This window comes from Bradyrhizobium sp. USDA 3650 (assembly GCF_054057395.1).
On record NZ_JBSRZG010000001.1, the window covers coordinates 3,268,872 to 3,286,292 of the forward strand.

The window sequence follows — 17,421 nt, forward strand, 5'->3', positions numbered from 1 at the left end:
CAGATCCGTGAAAAACGTTCTCGAATCGTGAATTTCACTCTCAACTTGGCCTTTGAGCCGCAAAACCCTTTTACGCCGTGAAAAACACTCACACAACCCGGGAAATGTGAAATGTCTTCGCGAAAACCGTTGGGGTTCTCCCTCGCCCCACCCAAGGGAACGCTTTTGAGAGGACCAGCAATCCAATTAGCGGCGTGGCGGCTCGTTCACCGTTCAACAGACCGGCGCCCGGCCACACGTTGGGGATGGAATTCTTAACAAGATGCAAGATTCTTAACGGAACACGACGCAAATTTTGGAATAAAACAGCGCCGCGATTGCAATCAGTTCTCTTTTTGTTCTATGGTGATGAATGTCCTTCCTTACTGAGCAGGAACTCGAAAGCCTGCGCATCGATCAGAGCGTTTTTCATATTGTCGGCCCGGGAGAGGAACATTTTCAGCTACTGACTGCGTTCGATGCCGGTCGACACGCAGCTTTTTTCCTGGGCCGCGTCCGATCGGTCAACAGCGGAAACCGATACGAGTTTCTCGCGGACGCGCCGGTGCGGGCGCAACTGGCGCGGATCAGCCGGGATAGGGCAACTTTCCAGGAGCAAAGCGAGAAACTCGCGACAGCGTTCAATGAGGCTCACGGAGGCAGCACGGCTGTCGGTGCCTTCTTGATCTTCTCGCTGTCTTGTTCAGGTGGCCGGTTATATGCACTTCTGAAATTCGAGGACGAAAAGGTTCTCAGCTACGACTACGACGTCAGCCGCGGCCGTTCGGGCAAGCCGAAGCCGACCTTCGGCGAGATTGAGCGGACTTTTGTCCAGAACCGCAATGCCCTGCAGAAGGCCGCGCTGATCAAGCTCGGCAAAGAGCGCGACGAAATCTGCGTTGTCGATCGTCAAAATCCGCAGCGGCCTGCGGCCTATTTCGAACAGTTCTTGCTTGTGCGACGCCAGCGAACGGAAGAGGAGCTGACAAGGACAATCGTCGAGGTCACGCGCAACATTGCGCACAAGCACAAAGACATACTTCCGCAGGACACGATGAAAAATCTGGCGCAACGCCTCTACGACGCCAGCCAATCAGGCGGTTCCGTCGACGGCGAAAGTGCTGAAAATTGGCTGAAGAGCATTTTCGGGCCGCTGCCTGATGATAGCCCCGTGCTGACCGACTTCAAGGCAAAGCTGAAGCGCGAAGGAATGGCGGGCGAATCGTTCGTGCTCCAAAAGAACGCAATTCAGGCTCCCAAGAACCGTCGCGTTGAGACGGCAAGCGGGGTCAAATTGACCTTCCCTGTCGGTTTGATGTCTTCAGTCATTTCGGTGAACCGCGACAGGGGCGAGATTATCATCAGGGACAAGATCACACTCGATGACTTCGAGATCAACACATCTGGTCGAACGCGTACGTGAGCTTGTCGCGAACGGCGCCGTGGCGGACGAACGTATTGACGCCCTCGTGTTGCGAGGCCGGCTACCGTCCGTCGACGCGCAGGTCGCCTGGCTCGGCTTCGTCGACGATGTCCCACCGCCGTTCTCGTCCTTGCAAGTCTATAATCCGGGTCTCGGTGGTGATCTCGTTGGGAGTGATATCTTTGATTCGACCCGCGAGATCGTGATCACGCTCGGAAAGCCAACTGCCGACGGCTGCGCCTTCTTTATCTTCCAGTCCGACATCCCACAATACTTGGCGCAGCGAACTGTCCTTCCGCGCCTCGCGATCGCCGACTTCAATTCCACTCAGGCATTTCGCGCACGAGGATTGGAGTTCGCTTCATGGGATTTCGCGCAAACGCCACCGCGAGCCGAGCCTTTGCTTGGGTCTATCGACCCCACTCGCTATGTTCGTGACTTTGTCCCCGACCGTGAAATCGTTACCGATCTCAATCCCTGGCTATTATTGGCCGCGCCAGCGGTTTCATCGCCGGCGTATCAAGCTTGGGAAACGGTTTCTGCCCGCAGACTGTTGGGCGGTCTCGTCTCCCGCGCCTGGCTCGAGGATGGCCAGGTCTGGCTGCAAGCGGCGGCGACGCCTCCGATCTATCGCATTAGAGCCGATGATCCTGCCCTGCCCGGCGCTCGTTCTCGATTGACTGAATCCGCCAACTGGGTTTTTCTTTCGGGGACAGATGTCGAGGCACGCCACCTGCTCTTTTCCGGTGAGTTGGCTCGGGCGAGCCGTCCTCAGCAAGATCTCGCCACGACATTGGAGCAGGCGCTTGAGGCGGCCAAAGCTGCCTATGAAGCTCACGTCCAATCATCGAGCCGCGAGACTCTGAAGGCGCTCGCCGATCTCCGCAAGACCGTGATTGATGAAACTCAGAAGGTAGCGCAACGGGCGCAGGATCTTGCGGCTACGCTCTGGCGCGACCTGGCCGTCTCGGCTGCGCCTTTTATACTGAAGATCCTGGGAGATGCGGCCAAGACACCGGGTCCTCTCATCTCTTCCTTATTCTACTTTGCGGCCGCCGTATTCATCGGTCTGTCGTTCGCGTTGCAGTGGCGGATCAATGGCGCGTTCTTCCAAAGCCAAGCCTCGTCCCGACGGAGCTGGATGCAAAGTCTTTTTAGTTACATCTCCGTTCGCGAGCGGGAAGAAATCGCTGAAACGCCGATCGAACAAGCGATGAAGAACTATCGGGAGACCCGCGGCGTACTGCTTGTGGTCTATGGACTGTTGATCGGAGCTCTCGTTGCCGCCGGTGTCCACACACTACACGATGTAACGCCGTCACCTTCGAGCCCCGTTACAGGCGTCGCGCCCAGCCCAGTACCAGTTCCGCCGCCTCCGGCAAAGCCGCCGTAAATTTGAGTGGTTAAGATTTCTACTAGCCGCGTATCCGCGATCGAGATCCAACAGGGCTTGATAATAGTCGAATGCAACTGCGATAGCGTAATCGCCCCGTCACATTTCGGCACCAAATTCCATCGAAACTCTCGAGCGCGTAGCTGAATCTCATGCCCGCAGTCGATCAGACCGCCATTCCAGCCCAACCGAAGCGGTTTCAGCACCATATGCGGTGGTTGTCGGGACGCTTGGCCGGCGTCGGAGCAATCAAGATCGTGGCGATCGGCTCGTCGACCACGGCGGGTGAAGGCGACATCGTGCCCTATCCGCAGCGTCTCGAGCGGGCGCTGCGCGCAAGCTTTCCGGGCAGGAACTTCGATATTCTCAACCGCGGCGTCGGCGGTGAAGAAGCTCCAGACGAGCTACGAAGGATTCAAGGCGACGTACTCGGCGAGCAACCATCGGTCGTGGTCTGGCAGGTTGGTACCAACGCGGTTTGGAAGAACCAGGATCTGGACGCCACCGCCGGCGCGATCCAACGCGGTCTCGCGATGTTCGCAAATGAATTGATGGACGTCGTGCTCATGGACCTTCAGTACGTGCCGGCCGTGCTCACTCCGATCATGGAGGAGCGAGCACACCGAATGGTGGCATTGATTGAGACGGCAGCCGGCCGGGCCGGCTTCCCGGTCAACGTGTTCCACCGCTTCGCATTGATGAAGCAGTGGCATGAGGCAGAACGGGTCTCCTTTGACCGGATGGTCGATCCCACCGATCCTGACCGCCTCCACCACAGTGACTGGAGCGCCCGCCGGATGGCAGAGGCGCTCGCCAACACGATCGCGATCGGCGCCACTGGAGGCTCATGAATGAAACGAAGTGTTGAAGTTTTTCCCACGCGAGGATCCGTCATGGCTAGAATTGCTGCCAGCGTCATTGTGCTCTTGAGCCTCTTCTTGGCAAAGCCCGCGTCCGCTTGGGGACCCGACGGACACCGCTTGGTCGGGTCGATTGCTGACCAACTACTGACCCCGAATGCCAAGCAGCAGGTGAAGACCTTGCTGGGCGTCGACCTACGGCAAGCCGGGCCATGGCTCGATTGCGTGAAGAGCGTCCACAGGCAAAACGATGGCAGCCTCGCCTACGTCGTGGATCCCCAGTACGAACCTCCCTGCACCCCCTTCGCGAACGACCGTAACGCCATGGTCGATTACGCCGGCCGAAACTGGATCGATTGCGTCTATCCGGAAGGAGCGAGCGCGACCGCCAATCTTGGCTGTCACAATACGTACCATTTCGACGACGTGGCCGTTCGGCGCGACAAGTTCGATCGAAACTATGCGGGTACCAATGATCATGATTTGGTCGCGACTACCAACGCCGCGATCGCCGTGCTGCTTGGCCGGCCGGCGCCGCCGCCCTTCGACATCAAGGACAAGAAGGAGGCTCTGTTCATACTCGCTCATCTCGTGGGCGACATGGCACAGCCCCTTCATGTCGCTGCGCCGTACCTCGATCCCAACGGAAGCCTGGTCGATCCGGACGTCACGCACACGATCGACCCGTCGACCGAAACCGCGGGCGGCAACTGGATCCACGATAAAGCCGTCACCGTCGGAAACGACACTTTCCATCATGCCTGGGACGACACCCCATCCGATCTGGGAGACACCGCCCCGCTGGCTTTGGTGAACGTCGCAAAGGCCGTTCCGGCCGATACGGACCGCATCGAGAACTGGTCAGCAATTTGGGCCACGGACACGATCGTGGTGGCGAAACAGACGATGTCGAATGTGACTTACACGAAGATAGGTCCCAGGAAATGGACGATCTCCTTCTCGGATCGAGCTGCGTACCTTCAGTCGGCGGATACTATCAAGCGACAGCAGCTTGCCAAGGCGGGAGCCCGTCTCGCCGAGATCGTGAACCACGTTTGGCCCTAGTCAGAAAAGCACTCTCGCGGAAACGATCCGTCAATCTTCGTGCTCGGCAGCCGCGGGCGGCTCTTTGGGGGACAGCCCGGGCGTCGTCGTATTCTGTTTCTTGATCCGCATCGCCAGGATAGTCGCATAAAGATCACGCGGAGAGGCCTTGTCGAGGTCCTGCAGATCACGATAGTTGGCCAAGAAATCCAGGATGCTCGGCCTCAGTGGCCGTGTGTCTGTCGGCGCTCGAGTTTTGAGCTTGCGGTGCGAGGTCGAGCTTGGTGAGCTCGATTGCATGCTTACGCCATTCGACCTCTCTATCTTGTCTGTCGCGCGCGCCTACGACAAATTTGGTGATCACCCCGGTAATGACGCCAACGATCACGGCGCCGGTCGCACCTACGACGGCCGTTACGGCCGTCAACGTAGCCGGCTGCAGCTTAGACAGCTCTTGAAAAAACTCTTGAAGCGCGCTCATGGAGAGGATCTCAGGCTGACATGGCTCCGCCCGCCTGACCTTCCGTTTTGCCGACAATGAATTTCCGTTCTAGGACCTTTCCGGTCGAATCCTTGGCGATCACGACCAATTCCGTCCCGCCCGCGCCCTGCGGCATCCGCATCTCTTCGTGACACGGCGGGTCGGGACAATCGCTCTCGTACACCACCTTCCCGCTCAGCCGGACGGTAATGCGGGTCACGCCGATGCCACCCAGGATCGTGAAACGGAAATTCCTGCCTTCGACGGGCGGCTTTGCATCCAATTCCATTCGTGAAACCATTCGCTAGTGAAAGGATATCGCACCACTCACCGTCGCAGTGCCTTATTGAACGCTACTGTGGACACCATACTGCCAAGTGCTTCTTGCGCGAAGCGGATAGATAGCGGCCCTGCCACGCGGGATCGTCCGACAAGTGCGACCACGGTACCTTGCCCTGATCGAACTGCCGCTTGACGTAGGCACGCCAGGAATAGTGCTCATAGGTGGCAAGACAGGCGACACTGTACGCCTCCGCCAGAGATCGATTGCCGTGCACCACGACAAAATTGTCGTCGTTCTGCTCGCTGGCGGACCCGGAAAAGTTGTGGGATCCGGTGACCACCTTGCAGTCGTCTGAAAAGGGGTCGATCACGATCATCTTTGAGTGCGTGATCGCATGGCCGATGCCCGGGTTCTGGTTGGGAAACAGAAACTGGCTGCGCGTCACTTCCCCAATCCAGTCCGAAAAGGACTTCACGACGCCTTCGGGCTGCACCAGAGCCGTCTCAAACTCATGGGACTCGGTATCGAGACCTCTCAGCGAGAATTTTTCGCGGTTATCCGACGTGACGGTGCTGACGACACCCCTGACGTAGATCTCTGAGGCCCTTGCGACAATATCAGCGAGTGGATCGGGACCGGGCTGGAACATCACATAGAGGATCATGTCCTTGGCGCCCGTCACGAGCTCGATGAGCGCCTCGATGTCGATACCTTTCCGGACATTCTTCTTCGACTTGCTTCGGACCCGGGTGAACCAGACGTCTGTCCCGTTCGCCGGACGCGGCGATTTGGCGTTGTCGCCCACGAGATCCGGCGTGAAGTCGCTGCCAGCATCTCTCAGGCGGCCCCACTGCTCGAAATACAATCCGGCGATCTTTGGGTCGACAAACAGAATTCCATTATTAGCCTGCGTGCAGAGGCCGGCCGGCGCCCAATTCGTGCTTCCGGTCCACACCTTCGTTGCGACGTCGCCTTTGGTGGACACAACGACGGCGAACTTGTTGTGACCCAGGCCCTTTGAGCCGAGGATCCTGTCGTGGACGTCAACGCCAGCCGCCTTCAGCTCCTCGCGGACATCCGCGTTGCCGTCGCCCCCCTTGTCGGAGCCATTCGATAGCACCAGGTGCGCGCGCCGCTTCAAAAGCTTCAGCCGCGCGATCAGTTCCTCATCTGAGAGCTCGTAAATCGCCAGATAAAGCTCCAGCCTGGGATCCCCGATGACTTCATCGAGCAAGCGCAGGAGCGCCAAGCGAAGTTCACCCGAGAGAAATCGCCTCAAAGGCTCTTCGAGGTCGACTATGTGATCCTTGATGTCGCGCGGCTTCCAGTTCTTCTCACGCGCGATGCGTGCGACGAATTGAGACATGACGAAGCCGCGATTGAAATACGCCTCTATGCCGTTGCCGGCTTGGCCATTCACGTCGATGGCTTCGGTCCAGCCGGAATCCGCCAAGGACACCAGCGTGCTTTCTCCGACAATGCCCTCCCCGAACGATCCTACCGCATTGATGCGATAGCGGACCGTCTGGCCGTTGTTGGCGCCGTGATCCGTCCATTCGTATCTTTGGAAAGGCCATACATTCGACGGCCTTGAGCTATTTGCGTCATCAGCGCCATCGGCGGGCGGCTGATCGGTAAAGCCCACGCGATTGCGCAGGATCTCCGTGGGCGACCAATTCCCACCCACCTGGCGCTGGCGCTCAATCATGAAGCCCAGGCATCCGGGGATCGGTACGTCCGAAGCAGCACCGCTGGAGACGCGCCAAAAGAGCTGGACATCGTCGCAATCATGATAGGCAGTTGCTCGTATCTGAGTTCCATTGACCGTATTCGAAACCGCACCCGGCATGGCGATGCCTCCTCCCCTCGATGGGCATGTGACCCTTTGTCAGGCTCGGCTCAAGAAGCTGGTCGACACCTTCATCGGCTCGTCGGCCAGCGCAAACATCAAGTTCTGCAGCGCTATGCCAGAATGAAGCCGCAGCACATCGCCTATCTCCTTCGCGTCTACCGTGAATCTGACCTTGAGCAGACAGGCCGCGCCATCTTTCTTGCGAGCTCTCGCCAAGGTGAACAGGTTGCGGACGGTGTCGTCGACCTTGACGCCCTTCTTTGACGGAATGGGATCACCATTCGCATCGTATTCGGCATCGCGTTGCCAGTAGCGGTTCTCGTCGAAGAAAATCATTGGCGTGAACGATTTTGCGTCAGGGACGTAGCAGTTTCGCTCGGCGTCTTCGAAGATTTCGCGCATCGTGCCGCCGCTACCCCGGGCGTAGACGATGCCGGCGCGCGAGTTGGTGATGAGTGTCTCCTCGCGAATGCTATTGAGGAAGAACTTGGCGTAATGCGTCGCAAAGGGCGTGGTCGGCTCCTGACCATAGAGCCAGGTGGGCACACCGAGGCTGAGGCTCGGCTTGGCCGGTGCACGCGTCCTGGCGTCCAGAGCGGCGTTGATCCAGCGCCTCGCGTCGTCGAATTGGGTCTCGTGGCCCGGCGCGACCCCTCCGTCGCTGGTCACGAGCTGATCCAGCACAGGAAGCAGGGGCTCCTTCCCGAGGATGAACAGCGCCGCCGAGAAGGCCGCATCGTCGGCGCCCGCGAAAGTTGCGCCGACGTGAGCGGCCTCCATCGCACCGGGGCCGCCGCCCGTAACGATCATAAAGCCCTGTTCGGTCAGTTGACGCGCCAGCCTTGCTAGCGTCGCATAGGCAGGTTCCGCCCTCGACAGCTCGTGCCCACCCATAATGCCGACGAGCTTTGGCGTCTCCTGCGTCAGGAAGCGTCTGAGCGCGTCAGAAATGTTGGCATCGTGGTCGGCCTGCTTCCTCCGCACGTCCAGAGTCGCCGGGTTGTCAGCGCCGTCAGCGACATATTGCCGGAAGACCCGGAAATCCCACGCCTCCGCCAGTCCCATCTTCGAAGTCGGATCGTAGCCGCGTAGAAGATCTTCGGAAGAATACAAATCGGTGGGCAATTCGTAATCCAAGGGATGCTCCTAAAAAACTCAGGTCAGATCGAAGGGACGGGGAATCCGCCCAGCCGGACGCCGGCCGCCCAACCACGGAAAACGTTTTCAGTGCAAGGTCAAATGCCTAAACTACAGGTAGAGTGTGACATTCACTTCTCAGCTAGGCAAGGCCAATTCCTTTCGTTCTGCCACGGCCATCCGGAACGATCCTCAGCCACCGCTCGTTTGCTCGCTAAAATCGTCAAGGGCATGCCGGCACTGAGCTCCCTGCAATTGGAAGTGCGGACAACGGCGAGGCTGACGAGAAGGCAAACAAAGCTAAGTCGTTGGGTTGTTCGCACCATCCCACTCAAAAGCCAATTGAAGGAGACGCCCCTCGATGAGCTCCTCGCCGAATCCATCGAGCAGGGCAAGAATGAACCCAATCGATGACATCCTCGATATGTTCGAGACTCTGCATGAGCGGCTGGTGCGGGCGGAGGGCATGGTCGCTGACGAGATCCGGCGGCGTACGCGATGACTCCTCATGCCGCAGTCAGCGCGGTTCAGTGCCGTAAAGCCAGCTTGTACCAACGCGAGCACCGCGACCGCGCGCGGCCGACACCCGGACCGGTCGATGAAAACATAGAAAATCGACGACCGGGCCGCGATCCGACTACTCTTAAGCTTCGCCCGAGCCGGAAAACAGCACCGTCGGTGGCGCCGCGCGCGACGGCGGGAGAGTCCGACCGCCCGGGGCTCCCGGTCTGCTCTTGAGATCGTATCGCTGGGCCAGGTCGAGTAGCCGCCGCTTGGTGAATGGGTCCGCGTTTTCCGCCAGATCGCGCGCCCGCTGTGCGAAGCCCCTATAAAATTCTTCCACGACGCCACCCCGCAACATCACTGAAAATCGGATTTCAACGTGAGACGCGCTCCGCGTCAAGCGGCCTGGTACATGAGAACAATTTTCGGCGACTTACTTGGGCTCGCGGCACGAGGGGAACTAAGCTGCTCCCAGCAGGCAAAAAACATGACTCGGCTCTACCTCAGCCGGAAGCTGTGCCCGAAGTGCGGTAAGCCGATGACGGCCGTGCTCGACGACGTCGGGCCCGGCCGGTCGCGCTACGTCTGCCTGGTCTGCGAGGGCGATCCGCTGCGATTCCGCCGCCCGGAAGTGGGCGGAAGCCGCAGGGCTCTTCCTCGGAGGTCGCGCAAAATGTGCGTGATCCATCAGATCGAGTATCCTGTCGCGCAGAAGCCCGCTGATTAATCCTCATTGTCTAGCAAGGAAGTAGCCTACGACTTGCTGCTCCTCAGACTTTGCGTCCGGAGCGACGGTTCACGAGCCGTCTTTAGCGACTACGCGATCGGCTCCAGCTCAGAAAGGCACTTTTCCAGATTGGCCTTTGCTTGAGAGAGATAGGACCTCATGGAAGAAAGCTGACCGACATCCGGCTTGGCTCGTCCAGAACTGGCAGCGCCCAAATGCTGACAAACCTTGACCAAGTCGCTTGTCATGTCTTCCAGGACAAAGGTCAGGTTCTCAAGCGTCATCAATTGATAGAATAGTGGGCTTGAAACTGCTGCATCTTCCGCAAGCGGACCATTTAGCCTCACGTCTACCAAAGGGACAAGCACATCGGGCGCGTCCTGACTTACTTTGCCCATGCAAGTGAGCAATGTGGTGTAGGTAGAGGGAACATAGATGACACGATCGACTACCGATTGGCTATAGAGAACGAGCGTTTCCTCGGTGAGGCCTTCGGTCGGCGTTAGAGCAGACTGATCCTCAGTCGACATGATTTTCGCTTTCCTCGTTGTAGGCGTGCATTATAAAATGCGACACTTTTGGCTGCACCGGCTCGACGAGCATGTGCGTTCTTTGCGCTTCCGACTTCTTTTCATTTGCCGTCACCACCTGGGCACCTCGATAGGAGCGCTTTCCTACTACCTTTACATGATGCGCTTGCGCCGGCACGGGCGCGGGTGGCGCCATCGTCGGCGGCTCATGATTTGCCAGCATTTGCAGCACGTCAAACATGTTTAGTCGGGGAGGTCTATTGAACGGGAAGCCTCCGATCTGCACCAGGTGATCATAATCTGACTTCAATACCGGATCATGAACTGCCTTTCTGAGAATGTTGAGATACAGTTCTCCGGCGTCCGCAGCGATCTGGGCCGGTGCATGCGGGAGAAGAGGCTGCACATGACGGCCGAACAGCGCCGGACGAGCTGGCTGCACGGCGCGCGGGGATTGCACAGCGCGAGCGGGTTGCGCAGCGTTAATGGGTCGCGCAGGACGCGCGGCAGAAGCTTCCTTTTTTGAAAGCGCAATCGCGCCATCTCGCGTCACGCAAAAATGAGCTTCTTTCCCATAAGTCGTTCGCTCCACAAGACGGGCATTCGCCATCATGTGCAGTATCCGGCTCAGATTGGCCGGCTTGAGCCCGAGTTTTCGAGCGATAGCGGCCTTTTCCAGAGGCTTCCCGTCAGCGGAGCGAAGAAACCTTAGTATCGCTAGGACGTGTTGCCGACTGAGAATTTCGCTGACGTTCGCGACTTTGGATGTCGCAATCGACATCTCCAATAGATCGTAGAACGCTCGCAAACGCTCGGCATAGGCCGCGTTCTTCGTCAAGAGGGCGGCGCTCGTACGGCGAAAGATATCAAACCACTGACGCAACTCGTCGTCGCGGCGCCTTCCGTCAAGCGCCTTCCAGAGCCAAGCGCCAAGCGCAGAATACAGGCGTGCGTAACTTGTCTCGGACCCCTCCTTCAGGAGCGCAGACACGGCAAGCCTAGCTTCCGAAGCCGAAGCGTCGCCTAGTTCGATTTTTTCGAGCGCGGCATCCATGACCATGTCCATACATCATAACGGTTAATAACGCTTTAGTACGCTTTACCGTGATTTTGCCTCTCGAATCTAGGTGGCCTGAGGCCAGCGATAAGACTTCCAAACGGTTTTTTGACCCAGTTGCTCCACGGGAACCTTATTGGGGCGCTTAGGCATAGGTAATATAGCACCTATGCGGCCGTCTTCAAACTCGGTGTCCGTCATGTGCTGAACGACGAAGGTTCGCGTGCCGAACTTCACTCCCATTTGGGCGGCAGTCGTCTGATGTCCCTCCATGGTTTGATCGTTGCCCATCGAGGGAATGAGCATCAGGTCGATATCCATTTTGGTGAACGGGTTCGTCTCGGCATCTGCGTCGCAGAAGTCCAAACAGATCGCGAAGCCGATAATTGCGGCCTCCGTTGCGAGAACGCACAACTTGGTACCCGGCGTGATGTCTTCCTTGCCCCAGCCCCCACCCGAGAAGGGAGCAATCTTATCGTAAACCAGCCGCTCGATCCCGTAGCCGTCGAAAACGAGCGCGCGATTGACGACCCCCTCTTTCGTAGCTTCGTGCCAGGTCCCCGCAACTACGACTTCGGGGGGCAACCGATCATCAGCCACGTCACGATCTTGAAGAAGAGCCTTAATCCGAGCGCGTAGCTTTGGAGGTACAGCCAGTTCAGGCCAGACCACGGCAACGCACTCTTCGTCCAAACACTTCGTGATCTGCTCTTCGACGACCGCATCCGCATAGGGAGAATTCGCGCCCTTTACGACAAAGCGTTTCTCTCCGAGATGTTCGGAGACGTCTGTATCGAGCTTCAACTCCTCGAAAAGGCACGCGCCCATCTTCCAGTTGCTTTTATCCGCCGCAGAAAAATGTAGGGTTCGGCCATTGAAAACCTCAACGGCGTACCCATCGATCTCCTTGGGAATGATGCGATGAAAGACCAAGCCACGCCGCTGATATGGTTGCGTTTGCGATAGCGACCTCGCCGTGCTTACGCTGTCTCGCGGGATGACGTAACAGTTATCCACGATCCATTGCGACGGCTCCTTCGGCCATTGAGAGCGGTACTGGCCCAGTGTCCAATCGACCGCTCGGATCAAACCACCGATCGTCTCCGCGATCTCTTCCAGCCCGTCGGGCAGCGTCCAAGCGATCGATCCCGTCGCGAGGGCATCCGAGAATTTCCTCTCCCGGCCCGCGATCCTTCCGTCAGCCATGGCACGATAAGCCTTGAGGATGGGCCCCGTCGAACTCAGAAACAGTCCATTCAGTTGGACAAGAACGCGCCGAAGGTTCTCGGCGCTGAAATCGTTAACGGTGGCATGCGTTGTCGCAAGCGCGCGTGCACGCTCCTTCCATGCACCGAATTCAACACTATCCTTGGAGTCTTGGCTAAGCGCCACCGTGCGTGACCTGAATCAAACGACAAATATACGATACGACTGTTAGTGGCTTCACTCTCAAATCGCAACCGCTAACGATCGTAATTCGAGCCGGTCAAAGCTTTGAACGCGGCAAGACGACACGGCGACCGCGCATTGAATCACCGTCGGCGGAAATGAGCTGCTGAGCACCAGTGGCGCGAGCTGAGTGCTCGCGGCGAACCGACGCGATTCGCCGCCCCAGGTCCGTTTGCGCCGTCTAGGCGAGGCAGATAACAAGCCGACCTTAAGGTCTTCCCTAGGTTTCGCATGCGCCAACTCGACGAGGAGCGCTGCTCGAGCAAGCTTATCGATCGCATCAAATGTCCCGTGTATCCAAGCCAGCCCGGGCGGGGGTGCCCGGCCCGCCGCAATTCAGCTGAAAGGTATAAGCTGCTGCGCAACAAAAACCGCAGCCGTGGAGATTTGTGCCCATCATGCCAGCACCGCTACGCCGACGCAGTCACAACACGCGCAGCTCAGGTGCTCATCCATTATGGCCGCCCCGTCGTGCTGACATCTCCAAACAGGTATGCTATCTAGGATTGATATAATCTAAAGTTATAGCGAGCATACTGTCGCCGACAACCTGGGTCGGCCGCCTTGTACAGAAAAGGGTTGTGATCATGCCCCTTGAGACAAAGCCTGCCGAGATCATCGGCACCCATATCGTGCAGGATCAGCTCATCTGGTACCCACGCGTAGGGCACGACAACAATACACGATGCGTTATATTCGTCCATGGCGTGACCGGCGATATCGTCAAGACGTGGCAAAGCAAGGAGCTCAAGGCCGGCTTTGTCGAGCTCATCCTCGCCGATGTCGCGCTACAGGACTACGACGTCTATGCCTTCGGATATTACACCAAAAAATACCGCGGGCCGCCGATCGACCACGCCGCCAAGGACCTCGCCAGCGCGGTGTCGAGCCTGCCAAGGCACTACGACAGCATCGTCTTCATTGCGCACAGCATGGGTGGTCTGGTGTGCATGCAATATATCATTGACAGGCTGCAGCGCCCGGACGGGCCTCCTCCGATCAGCGGGCTCCTGTTATACGGAACGCCGACCACAGGCAGCGATCTCCTCAAGGTCGCAAGGCTGGTTGGTTATGGAGTCGGCATGAAGATTCCGGTCATCAGTCATGCCATTGACCTGTTCCGGAAAAGCCAGCAACAGTTCGTGGACCTTGAGACCGGGAGCGAGTTTCTCACGCGCCTTTTCGATCAGTGGGCGCTGCGGGTCGTCAATGGCGGTCACGAAGAGGCCGGCGACCAGCGCATGTGGCTTCGCCGTTCGCGTCGTGACCGGCAACAACGATATCGCGGTGAGCGAGGCCTCGGGCAAGGGGGTCTATGGTGCGATCGATTGGAAGCCCCTGCAATTCGATCACATCCAACTGGTCAAGCCTGCGGCCGCCAACGATAGGCGATACTTGGAGGCCAAGAGCTTTCTGCAGATCGCGCGCCGAACGGACCCCGACGTGCTGGATCGTGTCTGGAGGGCAAGCCAGGACACCTGGGCCAGTCGATTTGGCCGCGTCAGTAAGGATCTCGTGTTCTTCACGGAGATCGATTTGCGCAAGAGCACGCGGAGGAGCGGTGCGCTGGCAGCCTACGGAACGTGTACCACGATCTGCGAATACCGCTTCATCCTCGGCAGCGACTTCATCGACTTCGGCATCTCGTTTGCCGCCTCCGCCGAGCTCTGGGCCCGCCAGCCGGCGCCGGTCTACATTCACCAGGTCGGACTGGATCTGCTGCCGCAAGCCGAGCAGACTGCGCTCCGGCAATCCATCGACTCCACCCTCAGGAATGAGGACGATGAGGCGGTCTGGTCGACGTTCTTTCCCCGGCTTTCAATCAGCATCGATAACGTCGTGCTGCAAGGAGACGAGTTCAATTGGCCGACGACCACCAGGACATCAGCCCCCTGGCTGCTGCGGAGATTCCGTCTTCCCGCAGGGCTCGCGGCCAAGATCGGCACTATGGTGACGCTGAGAATGCGATACGATTCCGTCGTGCCGTCGTCACTCCCCCACTTTACCTTCTCGGCTCCCTGGATTGTGCACAAGGCTAAAGTCGACGTGGTGGTGAAAGGAGACTTCGAGTATTTCGTGCTGGGTCACAGGCTCGTTCCGGACGGCAAGGTCGAGCGACGGCTGGAGCAGGTTCTCGAGGGCCGCAAGGCGCATTTCTCCCATGAGGAGATCATGCTGCCCGGTTCCGGGATGGACGTCCGCTGGCGGCTGAGGGATCACAATCAAGCAACGCTCTCGTCGCCGGAACATGCAGGAGAAGCCTCATGAACGGATATGGCACCGTCGAGGCGATCTACCGTCAGCTGGGTATTGGGGTCATCAAGAAGGAAAATGGGGAGCGGATCATTTTCACAGCCGGCTCCGTCAAAGGCGGCGATCAGGGCTTCCAGGATCTCGAGGAAGGCGAGGACGTGTACTATCGCGTGTTCAATGACAAGATCGACTCGATCGGCATCGCTCGCGACGTCTGGAAGAAGCACGATGGCGGCAAATAGCGGTTCTGGCGCGAAAGCTGTCCGTGAGGCGACATGAACGGTTACGGCAACAACCTCGTTATCTGCTGTGACGGCACCGGCAACGAGATCTCCGAGAACATTTCCAACGTCCTCAAGGTCTATCGCTGCCTGCGCAAGACGGACAACACCCACCCGACGCAGAAGGTGTTCTACGATCCCGGCGTCGGCACCGTGACGGAGCCGTCGACATGGAATCGCTGGAAGGCCGACGTCAATTTGGTGCTGGGGCTCGCCACCGGCTTCGGGCTCGATGAGAATGTGCTCTCCGCCTACCGCTTCCTGGTCGAGCATTACAAACCGGGCGACAAAATATATCTGTTCGGCTTCTCGCGCGGCGCCTACTGCGTGCGGGTGCTGGCGGGGCTGATCCACAAGATCGGGCTGATCTCGCCGGAGCAGGTCAACCTCGCCGGCTCCGGCCTCGTCGCCTACAAGCAATATTCCGGCACCGGGCGCGGCAACGACATCGAAGACCTCAAGGATATCGCCATCGACGCCGACGGGCCGCTGCCGAAGGACCAGTTCGACCTCGCCGCGCAATTCGCGCGCATCACCTCGACGCGCTGGCCGACCATCCATTTCATCGGCGTCTGGGACACGGTGGCGAGCCTGATCGTGCCGCGGCGTGACAATCTCTTTTATCTGTTCAGCCTGGAGGAGCTCGCCTTCACGCTGCGCAATCCCAGCGTCAACATCTTCCGGCAGGCGATCGCGATCGACGAGCGGCGCTGCATGTTCCGCCTGAAAGCGTATGAGGAGCCGCAGGAGTTCTGGAGCCACCGCTACGTGCCTGACGAAAAAAAGGTGCCGCAGGACATTCTCCAGGTGTGGTTCGCCGGCGTGCATTGCGACGTCGGGGGCGGCTATCCGGAGGCCGAGAGCGGGGACTCGAAATATCCGCTGCTCTGGATGATCGAGGAGGCGACCAAGGCCGGCCTCAATTTCAACCCGCGCACGGTGAATCAGCTCGCCTGGGGCATCAAGCGCAAGAACAGCCCGTTCAGTTATGTCGCGCCCGCCTTCACCGGCAAGACGGGCGAGCTGCACGATTCCATGAGTGCGGCCTGGCGCGTGCTGGAATTTCTGCCGAAGAGCGCGAGCTACAAGGAATGGCCGGACCGGAAGGTGGTGCTCGGCTTCTACATCCCCGATTGCGAACCCCGATTCATTCCCGAAGGCGCGCATGTGCATGAGAGCGTGCTGAAGCGGATGGCGGTGGAGCCGAAATATCGCCCGGTGAATCTGCCGAAGGATTATGTGACAATGCCGATGCCGGTGGGGCCGCTCACGGAGGTCAAGGTGGGAGCGGGGTGAGGTGCGCGTGGGCTCGCGATGAGTGAGGGAGCAACCTGCACGCTTTAACCCGCGCCGCAGACGTATGATTCGGCGCGTTCAGTCGAAAGTGGCCGATGCGGTGGCAGACACCACGAGCCCGACTTCGCGCCGGCCAATGCGCGCGCGGCCCACCGGGCAATCAGATCGTGCCGCACACCGTTCCGTAATATTGCTCAACCAATCGAGCGTCGTTTCCTCGTCAACGAAGACCTCACCGAGGAACACGCCGATTTCTTATGCTCGCCCGTTGTTCGACGCAAATTCAATCGATGATCTTCATGTCGATTTGTTCTGGTCGGACATCGGCACCATTCCCGGCATCGGATCGTGTGACAAGGGACCAGATCGAGGCGCCGCCTTTGCGCGCTGATCTGATAGGACCGCCGCTCGAAGTCGGCGGGCCTAATGGCGCCGAGCGCGTCACCTTGCTCAATATGCTTGTCGGTCCTAGCGAACACGTCCTTGGTGACGGATAGACGCTCGGATATATTGAGTTGCCGGTGGACCATCAACATTCAAACATGCAAGGATTTGCGCTTCCCCACCTGACCATGCTCCATCCGGCGGGGCTCTGAATCGATGTTGCGAGAAAAATTGGGTTCCTATTCGCCTGTGACGTAAAGACGTTGCACTTGCGCAACAGCTCTTCATGTTCCGCCTCGGAACAGTTGCTTTTGGACTCACCCCCCGAACCAAGTTCTGGAATCATCACTGGTAACCGGGCTGGAAGTGCTCATTCCGTAAACAATCAATTTTCCCGGACAGGCCGCAGGATCCACTCAGATCCTGGGGCCTTTTTCATGTCAGCGGCACCTGGACGTTCTGAGAAAAAGGTACACCATAGCTATGGA

17 protein-coding genes are annotated in these 17,421 nt (G+C 58.6%); 8 read left to right on the plus strand and 9 right to left on the minus strand.

Going from position 1 to position 17,421, the window contains the following annotated elements; translation table 11 throughout:
- Positions 1-352: 352 nt before the first annotated feature.
- From ACVIN2_RS15170 to ACVIN2_RS15185, 4 genes are all read left to right on the plus strand, one after another.
- A complete protein-coding gene (locus ACVIN2_RS15170; protein WP_317245309.1) occupies positions 353-1,402 on the plus strand; it encodes a nucleoid-associated protein in 1,050 nt (349 codons plus the stop codon).
- The gene (locus ACVIN2_RS15175) at positions 1,362-2,795 is read left to right on the plus strand and encodes a hypothetical protein (protein WP_317245310.1); all 1,434 of its coding nucleotides are present in this window, start codon (positions 1,362-1,364) and stop codon (positions 2,793-2,795) included. The genes ACVIN2_RS15170 and ACVIN2_RS15175 overlap by 41 nt, the downstream gene beginning before the upstream one ends.
- 152 nt (positions 2,796-2,947) lie before the next feature.
- Complete coding sequence (locus tag ACVIN2_RS15180; RefSeq protein ID WP_456766190.1) at positions 2,948-3,646, plus strand: SGNH/GDSL hydrolase family protein; 699 nt, start codon at positions 2,948-2,950, stop codon at positions 3,644-3,646.
- A 42-nt stretch (positions 3,647-3,688) separates the two neighbouring features.
- On the plus strand, positions 3,689-4,720 hold the full coding sequence (locus tag ACVIN2_RS15185) for a S1/P1 nuclease (protein ID WP_456766191.1): 1,032 nt from the start codon (positions 3,689-3,691) through the stop codon (positions 4,718-4,720).
- 30 nt (positions 4,721-4,750) lie between these two features.
- Here ACVIN2_RS15185 and ACVIN2_RS15190 read toward each other — a convergent pair whose 3' ends face one another.
- The 6 genes from ACVIN2_RS15190 to ACVIN2_RS15215 all read right to left on the minus strand — a co-directional run bounded on the left by ACVIN2_RS15190 (position 4,751) and on the right by ACVIN2_RS15215 (position 9,296).
- Positions 4,751-4,903, minus strand: coding sequence for a hypothetical protein (locus ACVIN2_RS15190; protein ID WP_456766192.1), 153 nt, complete (start codon positions 4,901-4,903; stop codon positions 4,751-4,753).
- Complete coding sequence (locus tag ACVIN2_RS15195) at positions 4,887-5,180, minus strand: hypothetical protein (RefSeq protein ID WP_456766193.1); 294 nt, start codon at positions 5,178-5,180, stop codon at positions 4,887-4,889. Before ACVIN2_RS15195 ends, ACVIN2_RS15190 begins: the two co-directional genes overlap by 17 nt.
- Positions 5,181-5,190: 10 nt before the next feature.
- Entirely contained in the window at positions 5,191-5,469 is a 279-nt protein-coding gene (locus tag ACVIN2_RS15200; RefSeq protein WP_456766194.1) for a hypothetical protein, read from the minus strand.
- A gap of 64 nt (positions 5,470-5,533) precedes the next feature.
- A complete protein-coding gene (locus ACVIN2_RS15205; RefSeq protein ID WP_456766195.1) occupies positions 5,534-7,312 on the minus strand; it encodes a phospholipase D-like domain-containing protein in 1,779 nt (592 codons plus the stop codon).
- 39 nt (positions 7,313-7,351) lie between these two features.
- Positions 7,352-8,452: an LOG family protein gene (locus ACVIN2_RS15210; RefSeq protein WP_317245316.1), complete on the minus strand. Its 1,101-nt coding sequence runs from the start codon at positions 8,450-8,452 to the stop codon at positions 7,352-7,354.
- A gap of 643 nt (positions 8,453-9,095) precedes the next feature.
- Complete coding sequence (locus ACVIN2_RS15215; RefSeq protein WP_456766196.1) at positions 9,096-9,296, minus strand: hypothetical protein; 201 nt, start codon at positions 9,294-9,296, stop codon at positions 9,096-9,098.
- Between the two features lie 147 nt (positions 9,297-9,443).
- Here ACVIN2_RS15215 and ACVIN2_RS15220 point away from each other — a divergent pair, with 147 nt between their 5' ends.
- Positions 9,444-9,683, plus strand: coding sequence for a hypothetical protein (locus tag ACVIN2_RS15220; protein ID WP_456766197.1), 240 nt, complete (start codon positions 9,444-9,446; stop codon positions 9,681-9,683).
- Positions 9,684-9,772: 89 nt separating this feature from the next.
- On the opposite strand, the gene ACVIN2_RS15225 is transcribed toward ACVIN2_RS15220, so the two are convergent.
- From ACVIN2_RS15225 to ACVIN2_RS15235, 3 genes are all read right to left on the minus strand, one after another.
- Positions 9,773-10,213 (minus strand): hypothetical protein, encoded by a 441-nt coding sequence (locus ACVIN2_RS15225; protein WP_456766198.1) that lies wholly within the window; start codon positions 10,211-10,213, stop codon positions 9,773-9,775.
- Positions 10,203-11,267: a helix-turn-helix domain-containing protein gene (locus ACVIN2_RS15230; RefSeq protein WP_456766199.1), complete on the minus strand. Its 1,065-nt coding sequence runs from the start codon at positions 11,265-11,267 to the stop codon at positions 10,203-10,205. The genes ACVIN2_RS15225 and ACVIN2_RS15230 overlap by 11 nt, the downstream gene beginning before the upstream one ends.
- A gap of 69 nt (positions 11,268-11,336) precedes the next feature.
- Positions 11,337-12,662 carry a hypothetical protein gene (locus tag ACVIN2_RS15235; protein ID WP_456766200.1) on the minus strand — a complete coding sequence of 442 codons (1,326 nt, stop codon included), beginning with the start codon at positions 12,660-12,662 and terminating at the stop codon, positions 11,337-11,339.
- Between the two features lie 644 nt (positions 12,663-13,306).
- On the opposite strand from ACVIN2_RS15235, the gene ACVIN2_RS15240 reads away from it, so the two are divergent.
- The 3 genes from ACVIN2_RS15240 (at position 13,307) to ACVIN2_RS15250 (ending at position 16,549) form a co-directional block, all read left to right on the plus strand.
- Positions 13,307-14,107 (plus strand): esterase/lipase family protein, encoded by an 801-nt coding sequence (locus tag ACVIN2_RS15240; RefSeq protein ID WP_456766201.1) that lies wholly within the window; start codon positions 13,307-13,309, stop codon positions 14,105-14,107.
- Between the two features lie 876 nt (positions 14,108-14,983).
- Positions 14,984-15,214, plus strand: coding sequence for a hypothetical protein (locus tag ACVIN2_RS15245; RefSeq protein WP_456766202.1), 231 nt, complete (start codon positions 14,984-14,986; stop codon positions 15,212-15,214).
- Positions 15,215-15,247: 33 nt separating this feature from the next.
- Complete coding sequence (locus tag ACVIN2_RS15250; protein ID WP_456766203.1) at positions 15,248-16,549, plus strand: DUF2235 domain-containing protein; 1,302 nt, start codon at positions 15,248-15,250, stop codon at positions 16,547-16,549.
- The last annotated feature ends 872 nt before the right edge of the window (positions 16,550-17,421 follow it).

Bases quoted from the DNA above. Each gene is read 5' to 3' on its own strand.
- ACVIN2_RS15170 (WP_317245309.1), top strand. From the start codon at position 353: ATGTCCTTCCTTACTGAGCAGGAACTCGAAAGCCTGCGCATCGATCAG.
- ACVIN2_RS15175 (WP_317245310.1), top strand. From the start codon at position 1,362: ATGACTTCGAGATCAACACATCTGGTCGAACGCGTACGTGAGCTTGTC.
- ACVIN2_RS15180 (WP_456766190.1), top strand. From the start codon at position 2,948: ATGCCCGCAGTCGATCAGACCGCCATTCCAGCCCAACCGAAGCGGTTT.
- ACVIN2_RS15185 (WP_456766191.1), top strand. From the start codon at position 3,689: ATGGCTAGAATTGCTGCCAGCGTCATTGTGCTCTTGAGCCTCTTCTTG.
- ACVIN2_RS15195 (WP_456766193.1), bottom strand. From the start codon at position 5,180: ATGAGCGCGCTTCAAGAGTTTTTTCAAGAGCTGTCTAAGCTGCAGCCG.
- ACVIN2_RS15200 (WP_456766194.1), bottom strand. From the start codon at position 5,469: ATGGAATTGGATGCAAAGCCGCCCGTCGAAGGCAGGAATTTCCGTTTC.
- ACVIN2_RS15205 (WP_456766195.1), bottom strand. From the start codon at position 7,312: ATGCCGGGTGCGGTTTCGAATACGGTCAATGGAACTCAGATACGAGCA.
- ACVIN2_RS15220 (WP_456766197.1), top strand. From the start codon at position 9,444: ATGACTCGGCTCTACCTCAGCCGGAAGCTGTGCCCGAAGTGCGGTAAG.
- ACVIN2_RS15225 (WP_456766198.1), bottom strand. From the start codon at position 10,213: ATGTCGACTGAGGATCAGTCTGCTCTAACGCCGACCGAAGGCCTCACC.
- ACVIN2_RS15230 (WP_456766199.1), bottom strand. From the start codon at position 11,267: ATGGATGCCGCGCTCGAAAAAATCGAACTAGGCGACGCTTCGGCTTCG.
- ACVIN2_RS15240 (WP_456766201.1), top strand. From the start codon at position 13,307: ATGCCCCTTGAGACAAAGCCTGCCGAGATCATCGGCACCCATATCGTG.
- ACVIN2_RS15245 (WP_456766202.1), top strand. From the start codon at position 14,984: ATGAACGGATATGGCACCGTCGAGGCGATCTACCGTCAGCTGGGTATT.
- ACVIN2_RS15250 (WP_456766203.1), top strand. From the start codon at position 15,248: ATGAACGGTTACGGCAACAACCTCGTTATCTGCTGTGACGGCACCGGC.